Raw genomic sequence first — 17,828 nt, forward strand, 5'->3', positions numbered from 1 at the left:
TAACATTGCAGTATAATTTTCGGCATGCCAGCATTATGAATATCAAATATTTCTATAGCACTTTATTGATCCTTGCTTTTTCTTGTAGTCCAAAGGCTACAATCAAGCAAGAGGACAATCTGGATAAAGGGCCTGTTTCTCTTCTTACGATCGGAAACGAGGATATTTATGCGGATGAATTTTTAAATATACTTTCCAAAAATAGGACATTTCAAAACAAAGAAGAGCTTATTTCAAAAGAGGAGTTTGAAGATAACTTTAATCTGTTCGTCAATTTTAAGCTAAAAGTAAAAGAGGCTGAAAATGAGGGTTTGGACGAATTAGATGAGTTCCAGAAGGAATTTAGCATGTTCAAAGAGGATCTTATAAGACCTTTTTTGATTAAAAACTCACTTCAAGAAGGTGAATTGATGAAAGCATATAACAGAATGCAAGAGGTCATCAAAGCAAGTCATATTCTTTTACAGTTCCCATCAAATGCTAACAGAGAAGACAGTGTAGCAGTATTTAGAATGGCAGAAAAACTCAAATCTGAGGCCGAAAACGGGGCTGATTTTAATGAATTAGCCTTCGAACATTCAGATGACCCATCAGCTAAAGACAACAAAGGCAATCTTGGGTATTTCACTGCTCTACAGATGGTCTACCAGTTTGAGGATGCAGCATATAGACTCCAAACAGGAGAAATATCTGACCCAATCTCCACAGAGTATGGATATCATCTTATCAAACTTGAAGACAGAAAACCAAATCCTGGGGAGATTAAAGTTTCACATATTCTTATCAGAACCCAATCAAATGATCCAGTAGTAGAAGAAAGAGCTTTGAGAAAAGTGGGTGATATTTATAGTGAATTGCAAAAGCCAGAAAGTGTATGGGAGGATGTGTGCACCCTGTACTCAGAAGATATGGGCACCAAAAATTCAGGTGGCAAACTACCATGGATAAGTGTGGGTTCTGTGATTCCTGAATTTGAAAGAGTAGCTTTCAATTTGTCGGAATTAGGAGAGATTTCTTCGCCTGTAAAAACACAATATGGCTATCACATCATTAGGTTGGAAGATAAAAAACCTATAGCACCATACGAGGAAATGGAGGAAATGATTAAATCTAAAATTCTAAGAGACAGCAGATCCACTCTAATTCAATCTCAAGTAATTGCCATACAAAAATCCAGGTATTCATTTCAGGAAAACGAAAAACTGATAGATTCATTAAACCAAATTTTCAAAAGCGCACCGAGAAAAGAAGCTTTTGAAAAAATTGATGCTAAATCTTGGAAAGAAGATATGCTAATCTCTATGCAAGGAAAAGAGAAGTCAGTCAGTGATCTATTGATATTTATGAATTCCAACGACCAAATTGTAAGGTTAGGCAATAAAGAATACTTTAATGCATGGTATGATAAGTTTGTAGAAGTAAATCTTAATGATACAGAGGAAAAAGATTTGGAAGCTAACAATAAAGACTACCAAATGATCCTTAAGGAATATAGAGATGGCATTCTAATATTTTCACTTATGAATCAAAAGGTTTGGCAAAAAGCACTAGAAGATAGTCTTGGTCAAATAGCATATTTTGAAGCAAATAGAGAAAAATATCAATGGAGCGACCGCTACGAGGCACTTATTGTGAAAATGGGCAAAGATTCTAGAAAAGATGCTGTCAAAAGGTTTCTGATAGATAAAAAGTACCAAAACAATCTTGAAACACGCTTAGAAAATACTTTTCTGAATGATGACCCTTTGGCATTTACAATTCAAAATAACATATTTGAAATTAATTCACATCCTGTTCTTAGCAGAATCACGACAAATAATACGTTTCAAGAAATTTCAATCGATGGGAAAACTCATTTTGTCATATTAGGAAAAAAAATCCCTGCTGGTCCAAAGAAGTTCGAAGAAACAAGAGGAAAGGTTATACAAGATTATCAAGAGTATCTTGATAAATCTATGGTTACCACCTTAAAAGAAAATTACATAATTCGCATCAACGAGGAAGAAAAAAATAGAGTGTACGAAGTTGTTACAAAAAAATAAACTCATTTACCCAGTTTTGCTGAGCATCTTACTCAGTTCATGTGATTTGTTCGAGTACAAATCAGGAGAAGATAGTGAAGAAGAAAATCCTATCATAGCATCTGTGGGGAATCAAAGCCTGAAAAGGTCAGAAGTAACCTTTCTCGTGACAGAGAAAAGTACTGAAGAAGATAGTATCAATATCACAAATAGGTACGTGCAGTCTTGGATAAGAAAGCAATTGATGATCAAAGAAGCTGGAAGTACAATAACTTTTGATGAAACAGAGTTAAACAGAAAACTTCTTGACTATCGCTATGCTTTGATGATTTATGAATTTGAAAAAGCATATATAAATGATCATATAGATTCAATTATAAGTGAGAATGAAATTAAAAGCTACTACAACGAAAATAAGAGTAATTTTAGCTTAAAGGAGATAATCGTAAGAACAAATTTCTACAAACTGGAAAAAAATAATCAACAAAACAAAACCTTAGAGAAGTTACTCTCATCTGATAAGCAAGAGAATAAGGCAAATTTAAAACAGATAGCACTCAATCATGCCTCAAATTACTACATAGAAGATTCAACGTGGGTTAGATTTGAGGACATTATTGTCAATACTCCACTTGCCGAAAACAACAATAAAGTGGAATTATTGAGAAATAACAGAACACTAAAAGTAGATGATGAAATCTACACATATTACTTCAAAATATTGGAATACAAATTGCAAGATCAAATCCCACCTTTGGATTTTGTCAGAGAGGAGATTGCCAAAATACTAATGAATAAAAAAAAGGTAGCATTGGTGGAACAACTCCAAAAAGATATTTACAAAAGAGCACAAGAAAATAATGAGTTTCAGATATATGATTAAAGTAAAATACCTCTTGGCAGTTGCAGGTTTGTTTTGGATAACAAGCAGTACAATCGCACAAGAAGAGAACAAAGAGGAAGAGAAAAAGGATACTCCCAAAACGGGTCAAGTAATTGATAGAATTGTCGCCAAGGTAAATAATTCAATCGTCCTAGAATCTGATGTCCAAAAAACCTATTTAGAAGCAATTGCCAACGCACAACAAGGCTTTGAAGCTCCTACCAAGTGTGATATTTTTGAATCATTGCTGATCAACAAACTGATGGTAGCCAAAGCTGAAATAGATTCAGTGATGGTGAGTGATGCTGAAGTGATGATTCAGGCAGACCAACGATTCTCGATGGTCATGTCACAATTTGGAGGCGATGAAAACACGCTTGTGGAAGTCTATGGTAAAACTTCTGAGCAATTGAAAGCCGAGATCACAGAAGCTCTGAAGGAGCAAATGATCGTGCAAAGAATGCAAGGGAAAATCACAGAAGGAATAAGTGTATCACCTGCAGAAGTAAGAAGATTTTTCAATTCTATCCATAAGGATTCATTACCATTTTTCTCTGCTGAAGTGACAGTAGGGCAAATCGTTAGAAAACCTGAAGTGAATGAGGCAAACAAAAATAAAGTAGCAGCATTCTTGAAAGGTCTTAAAGAACAAATAGGGAATGGTACATCGGATTTTGCGACACTCGCTAAGCAATATTCCCAAGATCCAGGATCAGCTGTTCAAGGTGGTGAACTCGGCTTTTTCAGAAGAGGAGAACTTGCTCCTGAATTTGAAGCTACCGCTTTGGGTTTGAAGCAAGGTGAAATTTCCGATCCAGTAGAGACAATGTTTGGATTTCACATGATCCAATTATTGGAAAGACGTGGAAATACTTTCAATACAAGGCATATTTTGATCAAGCCTGAGCCTTCTGAAGAAGATATACTCAAAGCAGAAAGATATCTTGATAGTCTTAGGACAGTAATCATGGATGGTAAAATCGAGTTTGCAAAGGCAGCTAAAGAATACTCAGAAGACAGAAACACCTCTGATAACGGCGGGTTTTTYTCTGATCCGGGATCTGGATCGAACAAACTTACTTTGAGAACATTGGAAGATCCTGTATTGTACTTTACTATTGACAGCATGAAAATTGGCTCCATAACCAAACCAATGAGATTTGAAGATCCAAGAGAAGGTACTAAGATCAGGATTTTATATTACCAAAACAGGTATCCTGCGCATAGAGCAAACATGAATGATGATTATGAAAAGCTAAAGGCAGCAACTATGAGGAAAAAGGAAGATGATATCCTCAGCACTTGGTTTATGACTGCTAAAGAAGATGTATATATAGACATTGACCCTGCTTATGATAAATGTGAAGTCCTTAAAGATTAAACCGGCTAACACAGAACAAAAAAAAGAGTCCTGAATTAATTTTCAGGACTCTTTTTTTTAAATATATTTAAAAATTGAAGCTTACTTTTCTAGCTAATCTTTCACTTCTTCATAATCCACATAATCTCCACCTTTGATTTCTTTGGAGCGCTTGGATTTGAAATTCTCAGGAATATGATCAACATTTACGTTCCCATTTTTCGGAGTAGTATTTCTTTGTTGAGCATGCTGTTGCTCTCTGGCTGCTTCATTTACTTGCTGTGCAAATTTCGCCAACTTGCTTCTCAGAAAATACCTGATCAACTGGCCTAACAACCAGCCTACTCCTAGTAATATTACTACAAACTTTAATAATGCTCCCATTTAATATAATTTTGAAAATCAATGAATAATAAAGTTGAGAAGGAAACCGTTAAAGTAACTTTCTCAACTTTTATCACGCATCATTTCTCTACCTACTCAAATAAAGGTTTCTCTCACTATAGATTTTAAGGAAGAAATCATCCATCAAATCATCAATAAAGTAAATCGCTTCTCCAGTTGATTTCATTTCTGGACCCAATTCTTTATTGACATTTGGGAATTTGTGGAAAGAGAATACCGGTTCTTTAATAGCATAACCCTTTTTCACTGGTTTGAATTCAAAGTCTGTGACTTTATTCTCTCCTAGCATCACCTTAGTAGCATAATTGACATAAGGCTCTTGATATGCTTTACAGATAAATGGAACGGTTCTAGATGCCCTTGGGTTGGCTTCAATGATAAAAACTTTATCATTTTTGATTGCAAATTGGATATTGATCAATCCTTTTGTTTTCAATGCCAAAGCAATCTTCTTTGTAAAGGTTTCGATCTGCCTGATCACCAAATCTCCCAAGTTGTATGGAGGCAAGACTGCATAAGAATCTCCAGAGTGTATCCCTGCTGGTTCTATGTGCTGCATTATCCCGATGATATATACATTTTCGCCATCACAGATCGCATCAGCTTCTGCTTCTATTGCTCCTTCAAGGAAATGATCCAATAAGATTTCATTGTTTGGAATATCTCTTAGGACATTCACCACATGTTCTTCGAGCTCTTTTTCATTGATCACAATCTTCATACCCTGACCACCCAATACATAAGAAGGCCTTACCAAAAGTGGGAATCCGATTGTTTTGCAAAGCTCCAGAGCTTCGTCAGTATTGTGAATAGTACCAAATTCTGGATATGGGACATCGTTTTCTTTCAATAGTTGAGAAAATCTACCTCTGTCTTCAGCCAAATCCAAGGCTTCATAACTGGTTCCTATGATTTTGATACCATATTTATCAAGTTTCTCTGCGAGCTTCAAGGCTGTCTGACCCCCCAACTGTACGATGACTCCAACTGGATTTTCCTGAAGGATTATTTCATAAATATGCTCCCAGAATACTGGCTCAAAGTATAATTTATCAGAAATATCAAAATCTGTAGAAACAGTCTCAGGGTTACAATTGATCATGATAGTCTCATAGCCACATTCTCTCGCAGCCAAGACACCATGAACACATGAATAATCAAATTCAATTCCTTGCCCTACCCTATTTGGGCCAGAACCTAATACCACAACTTTCTTTTTGTTGCTCGGAATCGATTCATTTTCATCACCAAAAGTAGAGTAGTAATAAGGAGTTTGTGCTTCAAATTCAGCAGCACATGTATCTACAAGCTTATAAACACGCTTGATACCCATTTCTTTGTAACGCTTGTCAAAGACTTCACTTTCCAAGCAATCCAACAGATGCGCTAATTGTCTATCAGCATAACCTTTTTTCTTGGCTTTGTCCATCAAGTCACGTGAAATAGAATTGATATCAAACTTTTCAATTTCCCTTTCCAGATGAATCAATTCTTCGATTTGCTTCAGGAACCATTTGTCGATTTTGGTCAAATCTTGGATTGTTCTGAAAGAAATCCCCAACTTAAAAGCATCATAAACATGGAACAATCTGTCCCAGCTAGGATTCGCCAAACTATACAAAATCTTATCTTGATCTTTCAGCTCTTTCCCATCTGCACCAAGTCCATTTCTCTTGATTTCCAAAGATTGACAAGCCTTCTGAAGTGCTTCTTGGAAATTCCTTCCAATCCCCATTACTTCACCCACAGCCTTCATCGAGAGTCCTAATTTTCTATCCGACCCTTTGAACTTGTCAAAATTCCATCTAGGGATTTTTACGATTACGTAATCTATAGAAGGTTCAAAAAAAGCAGAAGTTGTACCCGTAATGGAATTTTGGATTTCATCCAAATTATAACCTATGGCCAGTTTTGCAGCTACTTTAGCGATTGGATATCCAGTCGCTTTGGATGCAAGTGCAGAAGAGCGAGATACCCTAGGATTGATTTCAATACCAATGATCGTTTTATTATCTGGACTTACAGAAAACTGTACATTACATCCTCCTGCAAAATTCCCAATGCCATTCATCATTTTGATGGCTTGGTTTCTTAACTCTTGATAAACAGTGTCCGGTAAGGTCATGGCAGGTGCCACAGTGATCGAATCACCAGTATGCACACCCATCGGATCAAAGTTCTCAATTGAACAGATCACAACCATGTTTCCGATAGAATCCCTCAAAACCTCCAACTCATACTCTTTCCATCCCATGATACTTTGCTCGATCAATACTTCATGGGTAGGTGAAGCCTGAAGTCCTGCCGTCAAGGCCTTTTCAAAGTCCTCGGCTTTTTCTACAAATCCACCTCCTGTACCTCCGAGAGTGTAAGAAGGTCTAATTACTAATGGAAAACCAATTTCTTGTGCAATTTCATTTCCTTGAAGGAAAGATGTCGCAGTCTTACCAATACAAACCCCTACGTCCAATTTCTCCAACAAGGCTTTGAATTTTTCTCTATTCTCAGCAGTTTCTATCGCATCGATATCAACGCCGATCATTCTAATTCCAAATTTTTTCCAAATTCCTGCTACATCGCAATCAATAGCGAGGTTTAAAGCTGTCTGTCCTCCCATAGTTGGCAAAACACAGTCTATGGTCGGCTGTTCTTTGAGGATTTGAACGATGGATTTCTTTTCCAATGGGAGCAAATACACGTTGTCAGCGGTAACTGGATCTGTCATGATAGTCGCTGGATTGGAATTGATCAGCGTGACAGTGATTCCTTCTTCCCTGAGTGATCTGGCTGCTTGCGAGCCTGCATAGTCAAATTCACATGCTTGACCAATGACGATGGGACCTGAACCGATGATGAGGACGTGTTTGATACTGCTATCCTTAGGCATTATTAGTGAGGGTTTAAGAGGTGTAAATACTTATGGCTAAATTGGTGCAAATTTAGACAAATAATTTTAAGTAGCCCGATGGAATTGAAAAAAAGCAGGAATTCTATTCAGATTTTTGAATCACCTAAGCCTAATCAAGATAAAGTATACATGATGCGAAATTTTTCAAGCAACACTTTTTAAATACATATCAATGGACTTCATGTTATTTTAGCGCCTTTGGATTTAAATCGAATAAACACGGTTACTAACGCTTCATCAATCATTTGATACCATTTATTGACAGTGAGCAAGCACAAAATTGTTAAATAACAATAATTTAAGTTTCAAATAAACCAATGTATTCAGTTTTTATCTATAATTGCATTTCAATTCTTTAGAATTGTTTGTATTTGAATGTTTTCTATAACTTTATGATGAAAAACTACTTTTTTACAATCTTGTTTTTTTTCTTGTTGGGGCATGTTAATGCACAGAAGGTAACCATCAATGGGAATATTAAAGAAGAAGGTTCTGGGGAAAGCCTTATCGGTGCCAATATTTATGATAAGATTTCACAAAAAGGTGCCGTGGCTAATCAGTTTGGGTTCTACAGCTACACTACAGAAAAAGATAGTGTGGATTTGTATTTCAGTTTTGTAGGGTACCAAACAAAACGCTTTCAACTTGCCCCAAAAAGTGATACGGTTATCAATGTTTTTTTAATTCCTGATGGTGTTTTAGAGGAAGTCGTAGTATCTGCAGAATCGATGGACAAGGTACAGGAGATCACTAGAATGAGTTCTATCAATGTCCCTATCAAACAGATAAAAGAACTTCCCGCACTGATGGGTGAAGTTGATGTTTTTAAAGTATTGCAACTGCTTCCTGGAGTGCAGTCAGGGACAGAAGGTGCGAGTGGTCTATATGTGAGGGGAGGTGGACCAGATCAAAACTTGATTCTTTTGGATGGTGTGCCGGTTTATAATGCTTCTCACCTTTTCGGATTCTTTTCTGTTTTCAATGCCGATGCAATCAACAATGTAGAACTGATAAAAGGGGGCTTTCCGTCAAGATATGGCGGCAGGTTATCCTCTGTAATCGATATCACTATGAAAGAAGGAAATATGCAGGAGGTCAAGGGAGAAGGTTCTATTGGTCTTATTGCCTCCAAAATCACTGTGGAGGGCCCTATCAAAAAAGACAAGACTTCCTTTATCCTTTCAGCCAGAAGAACTTACCTAGACATCTTAGCTAGGCCTATTATAAAGGCTGCTACCAATGGAAATGAAAGCGTTGGTTATTATTTCTATGACCTCAACGGTAAAGTCAACCACAAAGTAAATGACAAAAACAGAATCTATTTTAGTGTGTACTCGGGTGATGATAAAGCATATGCGAGATACAATGATTTTTATGTAAACAACAATGAAAGAACTGATTATCAAGAGGAATTTGGCCTAAAATGGGGTAATTTTATCTCTGCGCTTAGATGGAACAATGTCATCAATAGTAGGCTTTTTAGCAATTATACTTTCACCTATAGCAGATATCAATTTGACCTTTTCAATGAATACAAAGAAAAAATAACAGGACCATCTGGAAGCCAATCTAATCTTTATTCTGAAAGGTATTTTTCTGGTATTCGGGATTGGGCAGCCAAAGCGGATTTTGAATATATCCCAAACCCAGATCATTATATCAGGTTTGGAACAAATGTTATCCTACACAAATTCTCACCTGGAGTCTATGCCAGTAAAAATTCCCAAGAAGCCAATGACTTGAGACTCGGAGCTAGCGAACTCAATTCTACAGAATACTCATTCTATGCAGAAGATGACATCAATATCAGCAGTAGATTCAAAGCGAATTTGGGTTTACACTACTCTGGTTTTCTCACTGATGGACAAAATTACAATTCCCTCCAGCCACGGATTGCTGCAAGATATCTATTGAATGAAAGTACATCCATCAAAGCTTCATTTGTCACCATGGCGCAATTTATCCATTTGCTGACTAATGCTGGCTTGGGATTACCCACTGATCTTTGGGTACCAGCTACGCCAAATATTGGTCCGCAAAAAGCTATGCAGGCAGCTATTGGAGCTGTGAAGAATTTCAAAGGCTTCGAATTGAGTGCCGAAGCCTATTACAAAACTATGGATGGCCTTATCGAGTACAGAGATGGTGCAACCTACTTGAATATTGACGAAGATTGGCAAGACAAAGTCGCTGTAGGAGAAGGGAAAAGCTATGGGATAGAACTACTTGCACAAAGGAAAATCGGAAGAATATCAGGTTGGCTAGGATATACGTGGTCTAATACAGAAAGGAAATTTGACGAAGTGAATTTCGGAGAATGGTTTCCTTACAAATATGACAGAAGACATGACATAAGCTTGGCTTTGACCCATGAATGGAAAGACAATAAGGATTTTTCACTTGTTTGGGTCTATGGTACAGGCAATGCAATATCACTTCCAACACAAAGATATGAAGGTCCCGAAATGAGTCGTTGGGGCGGAAATTATAGACCTGAGATTCAATATTATGAAAGCAGAAATAATTTCAGAAACCCTGCTTATCACAGATTGGACCTGAGTTTCAGTTGGTGGAAAACCAAAAGATGGGGCGAAAGAAAGTGGACGCTAGGAATCTATAATGTCTATAACAGGATGAATCCATTCTTCATGGATCTCAGCTATGATAGAAATGGCAATCGGAAAATAATTCAATACAGCCTTTTCCCAGTTATTCCTTCTTTTTCTTACGGTTTTAAATTCTAAGCGCATATGAAATCATATCAGACTTTTCCGGCACTTTTAATTCTAATATTGGGATTGGTTTCCTTTTCTTGTGAAACAGTCGTGGATGTTGACATTCCATTTGACAGACCTCAGGTCACACTCACAACTGTCCTAAAAGCCAACGAATTTCCAAAAGTAAGACTATCCTTTAGTAAGCACGCTTTGGACAACAATTACATTTATGAACCGATCAAAAATGCCCAGGTTTTTTTGGAAAGTGAAGGTGTGACCTATGAATTAGAGTTTGAAGAGGAAAATGGAATATACAAAAATCTTAATTTCCTTATTCAAGAAGGAAAACAATATAAGGTCATAGCTAATGTCCCTAATTACCAACCTGTAACTGCTATTGAAACTATCCCTGAGATAGTACCGATCAAAACCTTCACTTTCAATGGTGAAATTCAAAAGGATTTTTGGTCTGTAGAGCAAGACATAACCATAACTTTTGATGATCCCATTGGAGAAAACTTTTATGAGATTTATGGATATGCAAACGTCAAAACTACGTTTGAAGATCAATTCGGAAATGAACAACAACACACAAGTTTCTATTCACTTCAATTGAATCCTAAAAACCCCACTTATCAAAACGATTACCGCTTTGACAATGCTATTTTGATCAATGATAGGCTTTTTGAAGGTCAAGAAGCCATATTAGATATGTTTTCTTATGGAACATTTTTTACTTTAGAAGGAGATGTTGAGATTTTTATCGTGCTGAAATCTGTCTCTGAGAGTTATTATAAGTTCCATACGACCTATGGGTTGCAATGGTGGAATGATGGTGACCCATTCGCTCAGCCAGTTCAGGTCTTTGCAAACATTCAAAATGGAATCGGGATAATTACAGGCGAAGCAAGTTATGTCTATCAGGTAAAGTAAAAAATGCAAATCAGACCGAAACCTTTGGTTCAACAGCTACAATCAAATTTTAAATAAAACAACTCAATACTCTGAAGAAAAATCTAAGATTTCTCCTTCCAGCGAAAACTTTTATCATCAATAGCTCGCATGGTACAAAGCACCCCATTTAAGTGGTCATATTCGTGCTGAACCAGTTCTGAAACATCACCTGAAAGATCCCACGACTGTGCTTCCCAGTTTTCATCCAAATACTCCAAAGTAAGTGATTGATGCCTTTGGACTTTGACAAGGAGGTTTGGAAAACTCATACAATCATCCCAAAGCTCAAACATCTCTGGACTTTGATTCTTTAAGATGGGATTAATTATGACATATGGTCGATTTAGATTCAAATAAAATAATCGCTTCAAGATACCGAGTTGAGAAGCAGCAATACCTCTTCCAAAGCCATAAACCCTACGAATATCTTCCATGGCATCATGTAAATCCTTTACCCAATCCTCAACGAGATGAAGCTCTTCTTTCAGTACTGGTTCACAAACTTGATACAATCTTGGATCTCCAAGCTTCACAATATCATCTATTGTCTTGGTTTTTGTTGAAGAGCTATTTGACATTTATCTTTCAATTTATCTAAAATCCATTATTTCCACATCTGCTTTTATACTGGGCTTACCCATGACGGAATTCCATTCTCCCAAACTACTTTCCCTCGACAAATATTTACCTAAAGGAAACTTGACTGGTAAGGTTACTATCCCTCGAACATTTTCACCATGAAAATCTACAAACTCTATTGTAACCCAAGATTTTTCGCTCAAAATTAAGTTCTCACTTTTAAGTGATACAGAATGAACACCTTTGCCTTTTTCTGTCACTTCATAAATTTTTTCCAAAACCTTTTCGCCCGGTTTGTCCTCAAGAATGGCATCTTCTTTATAAATATTAACCCTGCAAGTTATATGTCCAATTTGATTACTTTGAATTGCAAAACTGACCTTATTCAGTCTCATTTCTTTACCATCTGGATCAATCTCAATTCCCAACTCTCTTCCTAAATTTGCCCTTGCATCTGATTTCATAGGATTAAAAGCAAATCCAAATCGAGATTTTAAAGGCAAAATACCGAATGACTTCTGACCTTCAATATAATCCGCATTTATAGTGAATTCATTCAAGTCTATCATGCTTTGTTTGATCGTGATTATAATAGGTTCTGAATCTGAAAATCCGAAATCAGCAATAGGTGCTTTGATTTTTTCATAACCAATCCTTGAAATTTCGATTGTATCCGAATTTGCAGATTCTGTTAATTCAATTGAAAAATAGCCTTGATGATCTGAGACCGTCCCGGCAAACTTATTTTTGATTCCAATATTGGTATAAGGAATTGGCATTTCTGTGTCTCTATCGATGATCAATCCCGAAAGCTTCAAACTTTGTTGAGAGCTGGCATTGTTTGAAATGGAAACAATGAGAAATATTACAAATGTCAGCGACTTTGATACTAAGTTCATATTTCTCCAATATCGTGATTTTTAGAGACTCACAAAGAATGGCAGTTTTTAAAATTGATAAATATGAAAAATATTAGCTTTTTTTAACTTTCATTCCAACCTTTTTTGGGTATGAAGACTCTTTAAGTTGAATATGGGACAAAACTACTCCAATAAAGATGAACTGATTGAAGCCTGCAAAGCCCAAAATGCTCAGGCTCAGTTTGCGCTTTTTGAGAAGTATAAAGTAGCCATGTTCAACATGATCTATAGAATCTGCAATGATTATGATCAAGCGAATGACTACTTGCAGGAAGGATTTATTGATGTATTCAGAAATATCAAAAACTTCCGCAAAGAATCGACTCTGGGAGCTTGGATCAAAACAATAATGATCCGCAAAGCGCTGAAAGGAATCCGCTCTGAGATGGCATTTGAAGAGCTGAATGAGCAAATCCAATCAAATGATCTACTGCTAGACCAATGGATAGACGGAGATATGCTAGATCAGGCCATCCGAAACCTTCCAGAATCAAGCAGGGCAGTATTTGTTCTTTATGAAATCGAAGGCTATTCCCATGAAGAGATCTCCAAAATGCTCAAAGTGAGCATTGGAACTTCCAAGTCCCAGCTTCATTACGCAAAAAAAGTATTGCAGAAAACTTTAAGCAAAAACTATTACTCCAAATGAAAGATCCTAAACATAATTCTTGGAAAAACCGCTTGACAGAGCACCTTCCGGATGAAAATGTCTGGGGTAGGATCTTGGATAACAAACCCTTGGATCAGCAAGTATCAAACCTGAAAAATCAACTCCCAATTTATCTCCCCAAAGAAAACACGTGGGCTGGGATTCAGAAAAGTCTCAAACGCAAAAAGCGAGTAGTGGCATTATATAGACTTTCTGCAGCAGCAATATTCCTTTTGGGATTTTGGGGAATGATTTGGTTAACAAACAGTGATAACAACTTTGAAGAAGAGTTTTTAATGACTGACATTTCAAATACAACTATCACCAAACCAATTCCGACCCAAGTTAAACCACAAGAAGTTAGGAAGATAGAAAGTGTAACCACTACAAAAAAGGAGGTTTCACCTTCTGAGGAATTTATCCAGATTATTGGAAAAGAAGAAATAATGGAAGCGATTGAAATTGATATCCCTCTACCGGAATTATTTGTGGCTGAGATTCATGAAGATGAAATAGACACTGAACTTGACACTACAAAGGATTTCAAGGGAAGTAAAAAAATCATCATAGTCGATTGGGAAGAGCCTAGCCGAAGGATCAAGATTGATGGATTTAACGTAGAGCTTACTGAAAAAGAGCTACAGGCTATCCAAGATTTAAATAGTAAAAAGAAAGGCGGACTCAGGTTACAAATCAATGAGCTGACGGCCCGACTTTATGAACAATAAAACAGCTGAATACCTAAAATCCTGTGCACAGGGATCATTCAACCAAAACACACAAACCAATGAAAAAAATCATCATTCTAATTTTCTTATGTTGCTTCAGCTACCTTGCACAGGCACAGTTGAAAGATAATACTCCTACGTATACTTCATCATTTAAAAATTTTACGAAGAATAATCCAGATTATTTTACAGATACTTTGGTGTTCGTAATGCCAAATAAAGGTCGGCTTGAAGCTATTTTCAACTCAAATGATTATCCAAAGGATGATATAGAAGAAAAATTATTGAGAGCTGTCAAATCTATTAAAGATTTCAATAAAGATGGAGTTAGAACATATTATTTACACCCAGATTGGGCTGAAAACACTTTTATTGGAGCTCTTAAAGATATAATTACTCAATATATTCCACATAGAAAAAGTTATACTCTTGGTATTCCTTTTGGTTTGGACTATATAGGTGGAAAGTTTGCTCCTGAGATGGGATTTAGAACTGTAGTCAATTTAAAAAAAATAGGTCTAGGAGCATCGATTACCAATTCAGTTTTTTTCACTGACAAACCAGATGGTGGGGTCAATGTATTCCATAATCCATTTATAAATGCTGAAATTTTAATCAACCCTACTAAAGCCCCTTGGAGTACTATTCAGATTGGTTACCTTTTAAAAGATTCTGGTCCAGTCTTCCAAGGAAAAACATTCAAAGCATCTTATAGATACAATATCAAAGGAAACCTTCAACTTAACGGAGGCTTTATTTTCACAGACAACATAAAAACAATCATACCGACAGTGGGTGTTAGGTTGTTTTAGTCTAAAATTTTAAAAATCAGGATATACTCAGATTTCTGAATCTAGAAGTATATCCCGATTTATTCAAAGTCTAAGCCTTTCAGAGTATCGACAACCGAGTCTTAAGTCTTTTATCCTTGTCTCATATCTTATGTCTTCCTTCTCAAAAAGGTATTCTTACATTCAATGCAATATTTCTTCCCATTTGATTTACTCCAAAAGGTCTGAAAAGTGACATGTGATCTAAATAGGTTTTGTTCAGAATATTTGAGCCACTCACATAGATATCAAGTGACTTGCCAGCCATCATTACCTGACTTCCTACATTCAGTCCCAACAAGTAATACCCTGGAGTAGCTTCTTCCAAAGGTGCTTCTCTATTTTGGTCAAAGATAAACGATCCAAGTACACTGATATAAGGATTTGTAAATACTCCCACATTATTCAATCTGAAATCTACAGACTGATTCCATCTGAATGCCGGAATATAAGGCAAATAAGTCATATCTGACCTTCTTTGGCCGATCACCATGCTATATGAAGTCGATCCTGAAACCCACTTTGCCGAAGTAGGGTGGATATCCAGTTCCACTTCTCCACCATATAGCCTAGCATCAGTTTGCTCAAACTCCCACACGGTCAAGTCTCCCATCAATTCATCTGTCGGAGCAAAGAAGATATAATTGTCTATGTGGTTGTAAAAAACCTCACCAGAAAGTGAGAAGTTTGGTGTGCTATACCTGATACCAAAATCGGTTTGGATGTTCTGTTCTCTTACAAAGTCAGCACTTCCCCTTTCAAATCTATTCGTTCCCGGATGTGGTCCATTGGAAAACAACTCTCCCAAATCAGGAGCTCTGAATCCCTGAGCTACATTCAACCTGAACCTCCACGAGGAATTTGGCCTGAATGTCGTCCCGGCACTAGCTGTCACCCCATCAAAAGTCCTAGTCAAAGTCCTATCTGCCGGCTCTCCAGGAAGCAAAAATCCGTAATCAACAATATGTGCCGCACTTGCATCGGCTGTCACTTTTCTATAATCATAGCGGATTCCACCCTGAGCTACCCATTTGTCTTTATTGTAGTTCAATAAGAAATAAACAGACCTGTCATCCTTTGTGGCATCAGGAATCAAAAATTCATTTGCTTCCTCATAATTGATATTTCTCAAATAGAAACCTTGAACACCCAAAATCGCTTCAAGACCATCTGTCAATTCTTTGTAATATTTGACATCATACATGAAATTTGACTGTCTCAAACCCAAATCCACTTCATCAGCGGCTTCTTCTACTTCTTCCCTGAAGTTGATATGATAGCCAAAAGTTGCTTTTATCCTGTCTTCTCCGATAAATAGATTCGTCTCCGAGTTGATAAAGTGATCTTTTACATCTTGGAAGGGTAACTGAACTTTCCTATCTCCTCTATTTGTCACCAACTCGCTCACATCATCCTCATCTATAATTCCAAGTTTCTGGCTCAAATAGGTATAGCGTATTCTGGTATCACCCCATTTCTTCTGTAACCCTACTCCAGCTTTGACATTCTGGGTATTGAATCTTGTATTACCTACGGCATTGCCATCACCGTCTAGATAATCTGCATGGGATTCTGCAGCAGCTCTCAATGACCAAACAAAACCATTTTCACTAGCTCCTTTTGCTCCAGCTTCCGTCCTGAGTCCAAGTGAATTGCTGTATCCTCTCAAGTTCACATCTCCTTCTACCTTACCGGCAGCTGCATCTTTTTCCTCTATCAAGTTCACTACACCTGCCATTGCTCCAGAACCATAAATGATCGATGCAGGGCCTTTGATCAATTCAATGTTACTGATGCCTGTCTCAGACAAACCCAAACCGTGATCTGCTCCCCACTGCTGATTTTCAAATCTTCCACCTTGATAGACAGAAAGCACACGGCTGAATGACAATCCTCTGATCACAGGCTTGCTAATGCCAGGACCCAAGGAAATTTCATTGACTCCCGGTGTTTTGGTCAAGGAGGTCATCAAGCTAGGAGAGGGCATTTTTAGAATTGCATCTCTGCTTACTTTCTCAATAGAGATCGGTGAGCTTTCCTTGCTCATGATGTATGCACCTGAAACTACCACTTCGTCAATGTTGGATATTGTTTCTTCCAACTCAATGACCAAAGAATTATTTGAGGCACTCAATTTTACTACCTCGATCTGAGTAGCGTAGCCGATGAATGAAAACTGAACAGTGATATTTCTCTCAGGCAAAGCCCCAAGGGAAAAAGTCCCATCCATCTCAGTAACTACTCCTCGGTTCAATTCAGGAATAAAAACCGAAACCCCAGGAATTGGTTCTCTTGTATTTTTGTCTATTACTTTTCCAGCTATAGATAGATTTTGTGATGCTAATGCGCCTACAGAAATGAAGCACATAGCAATTAGTATGATTAATCGCATTTCGTCTGATTAGATATTTTTTTTAAAATAAGGGTATTTCGCAGTTCAGGATTGTAGAACTAGCGATTGTCAATGAAGAAAAAAATCAAACGATGGGTGGGCCTCTATGCTCAAACCCAAACTCGGTATCAATGTAAGAGTTAATCGATACTACAAAGGTATCGTCAGTTGTGTTTATCGCTGAAATCTCCCGAAAATCAATTTGGAAATCAAACAGCAAATATTCTGCATGGGCAATCAAATCGAGGTAGAGTAACTCTTCCTCAGTATGTCCATGATCTGGTAATTCCTGATGGTCCTCTGACAATAAAGGATGCGCATGGGTAATTATCCGGCCATTGTCAAGTGTATGGGAGTGAAAAAAGAATACCCCGTTGGCTAAAACACTTAGCAACAAAGCCAAACAAAAATGGCTAAACTGAGGCAATATTTTTCTAAACTGATCCAAGGTCTTTGCTAATCTTCAAACTGAATATTTGCAA

At 37.1% G+C, this 17,828-nt stretch carries 14 protein-coding genes; 8 read left to right on the forward strand and 6 right to left on the reverse strand.

Annotation, left to right across the window (positions count from 1 at the left end):
• Nucleotides 1–35 precede the first annotated feature (35 nt).
• The 3 genes from MM213_RS10960 to MM213_RS10970 are packed head-to-tail and all read left to right on the forward strand — an operon-like array spanning nt 36 to nt 4,285.
• Nucleotides 36–2,042 (forward strand): peptidylprolyl isomerase, encoded by a 2,007-nt coding sequence (locus MM213_RS10960; RefSeq protein ID WP_241412232.1) that lies wholly within the window; start codon nt 36–38, stop codon nt 2,040–2,042.
• A 16-nt stretch (nt 2,043–2,058) separates the two neighbouring features.
• A complete protein-coding gene (locus MM213_RS10965; RefSeq protein ID WP_241412234.1) occupies nt 2,059–2,904 on the forward strand; it encodes a peptidylprolyl isomerase in 846 nt (281 codons plus the stop codon).
• The gene (locus MM213_RS10970) at nt 2,897–4,285 is read left to right on the forward strand and encodes a peptidylprolyl isomerase (protein WP_241412236.1); all 1,389 of its coding nucleotides are present in this window, start codon (nt 2,897–2,899) and stop codon (nt 4,283–4,285) included. The genes MM213_RS10965 and MM213_RS10970 overlap by 8 nt, the downstream gene beginning before the upstream one ends.
• Nucleotides 4,286–4,378: 93 nt before the next feature.
• On the opposite strand, the gene MM213_RS10975 is transcribed toward MM213_RS10970, so the two are convergent.
• Nucleotides 4,379–4,648 carry a DUF4834 family protein gene (locus MM213_RS10975; protein WP_241412238.1) on the reverse strand — a complete coding sequence of 90 codons (270 nt, stop codon included), beginning with the start codon at nt 4,646–4,648 and terminating at the stop codon, nt 4,379–4,381.
• An 88-nt stretch (nt 4,649–4,736) separates the two neighbouring features.
• Nucleotides 4,737–7,556 (reverse strand): carbamoyl-phosphate synthase large subunit, encoded by a 2,820-nt coding sequence (gene carB, locus MM213_RS10980; RefSeq protein WP_241412240.1) that lies wholly within the window; start codon nt 7,554–7,556, stop codon nt 4,737–4,739.
• A 413-nt stretch (nt 7,557–7,969) separates the two neighbouring features.
• Between carB and MM213_RS10985 the strand changes: the two genes are divergently transcribed.
• Together MM213_RS10985 and MM213_RS10990 are read left to right on the forward strand one after the other, a co-directional pair.
• Entirely contained in the window at nt 7,970–10,321 is a 2,352-nt protein-coding gene (locus MM213_RS10985; RefSeq protein WP_241412242.1) for a TonB-dependent receptor, read from the forward strand.
• Between the two features lie 6 nt (nt 10,322–10,327).
• Complete coding sequence (locus MM213_RS10990; protein WP_241412244.1) at nt 10,328–11,227, forward strand: DUF4249 domain-containing protein; 900 nt, start codon at nt 10,328–10,330, stop codon at nt 11,225–11,227.
• 83 nt (nt 11,228–11,310) lie between these two features.
• On the opposite strand, the gene MM213_RS10995 is transcribed toward MM213_RS10990, so the two are convergent.
• The gene (locus MM213_RS10995; protein WP_241412246.1) at nt 11,311–11,826 is read right to left on the reverse strand and encodes a peptide deformylase; all 516 of its coding nucleotides are present in this window, start codon (nt 11,824–11,826) and stop codon (nt 11,311–11,313) included.
• Between the two features lie 12 nt (nt 11,827–11,838).
• Nucleotides 11,839–12,726, reverse strand: a complete 888-nt coding sequence (locus tag MM213_RS11000; protein ID WP_241412248.1) for a carboxypeptidase-like regulatory domain-containing protein — start codon at nt 12,724–12,726, stop codon at nt 11,839–11,841.
• A gap of 133 nt (nt 12,727–12,859) precedes the next feature.
• Here MM213_RS11000 and MM213_RS11005 point away from each other — a divergent pair, with 133 nt between their 5' ends.
• The 3 genes from MM213_RS11005 to MM213_RS11015 are packed head-to-tail and all read left to right on the forward strand — an operon-like array spanning nt 12,860 to nt 14,936.
• Entirely contained in the window at nt 12,860–13,396 is a 537-nt protein-coding gene (locus tag MM213_RS11005; RefSeq protein ID WP_241412250.1) for an RNA polymerase sigma factor, read from the forward strand.
• Nucleotides 13,393–14,124 carry a hypothetical protein gene (locus MM213_RS11010; protein WP_241412252.1) on the forward strand — a complete coding sequence of 244 codons (732 nt, stop codon included), beginning with the start codon at nt 13,393–13,395 and terminating at the stop codon, nt 14,122–14,124. Before MM213_RS11005 ends, MM213_RS11010 begins: the two co-directional genes overlap by 4 nt.
• A 59-nt stretch (nt 14,125–14,183) precedes the next feature.
• Nucleotides 14,184–14,936 carry a hypothetical protein gene (locus MM213_RS11015; protein WP_241412254.1) on the forward strand — a complete coding sequence of 251 codons (753 nt, stop codon included), beginning with the start codon at nt 14,184–14,186 and terminating at the stop codon, nt 14,934–14,936.
• Nucleotides 14,937–15,078: 142 nt separating this feature from the next.
• Here the strand turns inward: MM213_RS11015 and MM213_RS11020 are convergent, their stop codons facing one another.
• A complete protein-coding gene (locus tag MM213_RS11020) occupies nt 15,079–17,346 on the reverse strand; it encodes a TonB-dependent receptor (protein ID WP_241412256.1) in 2,268 nt (755 codons plus the stop codon).
• A gap of 85 nt (nt 17,347–17,431) precedes the next feature.
• Complete coding sequence (locus MM213_RS11025; RefSeq protein WP_241412257.1) at nt 17,432–17,794, reverse strand: DUF8478 family putative metalloprotein; 363 nt, start codon at nt 17,792–17,794, stop codon at nt 17,432–17,434.
• Between the last annotated feature and the right edge of the window lie 34 nt (nt 17,795–17,828).

The organism is Belliella alkalica, assembly GCF_022549785.1.
Classification (GTDB): Bacteria; Bacteroidota; Bacteroidia; order Cytophagales; family Cyclobacteriaceae; genus Belliella; species Belliella alkalica.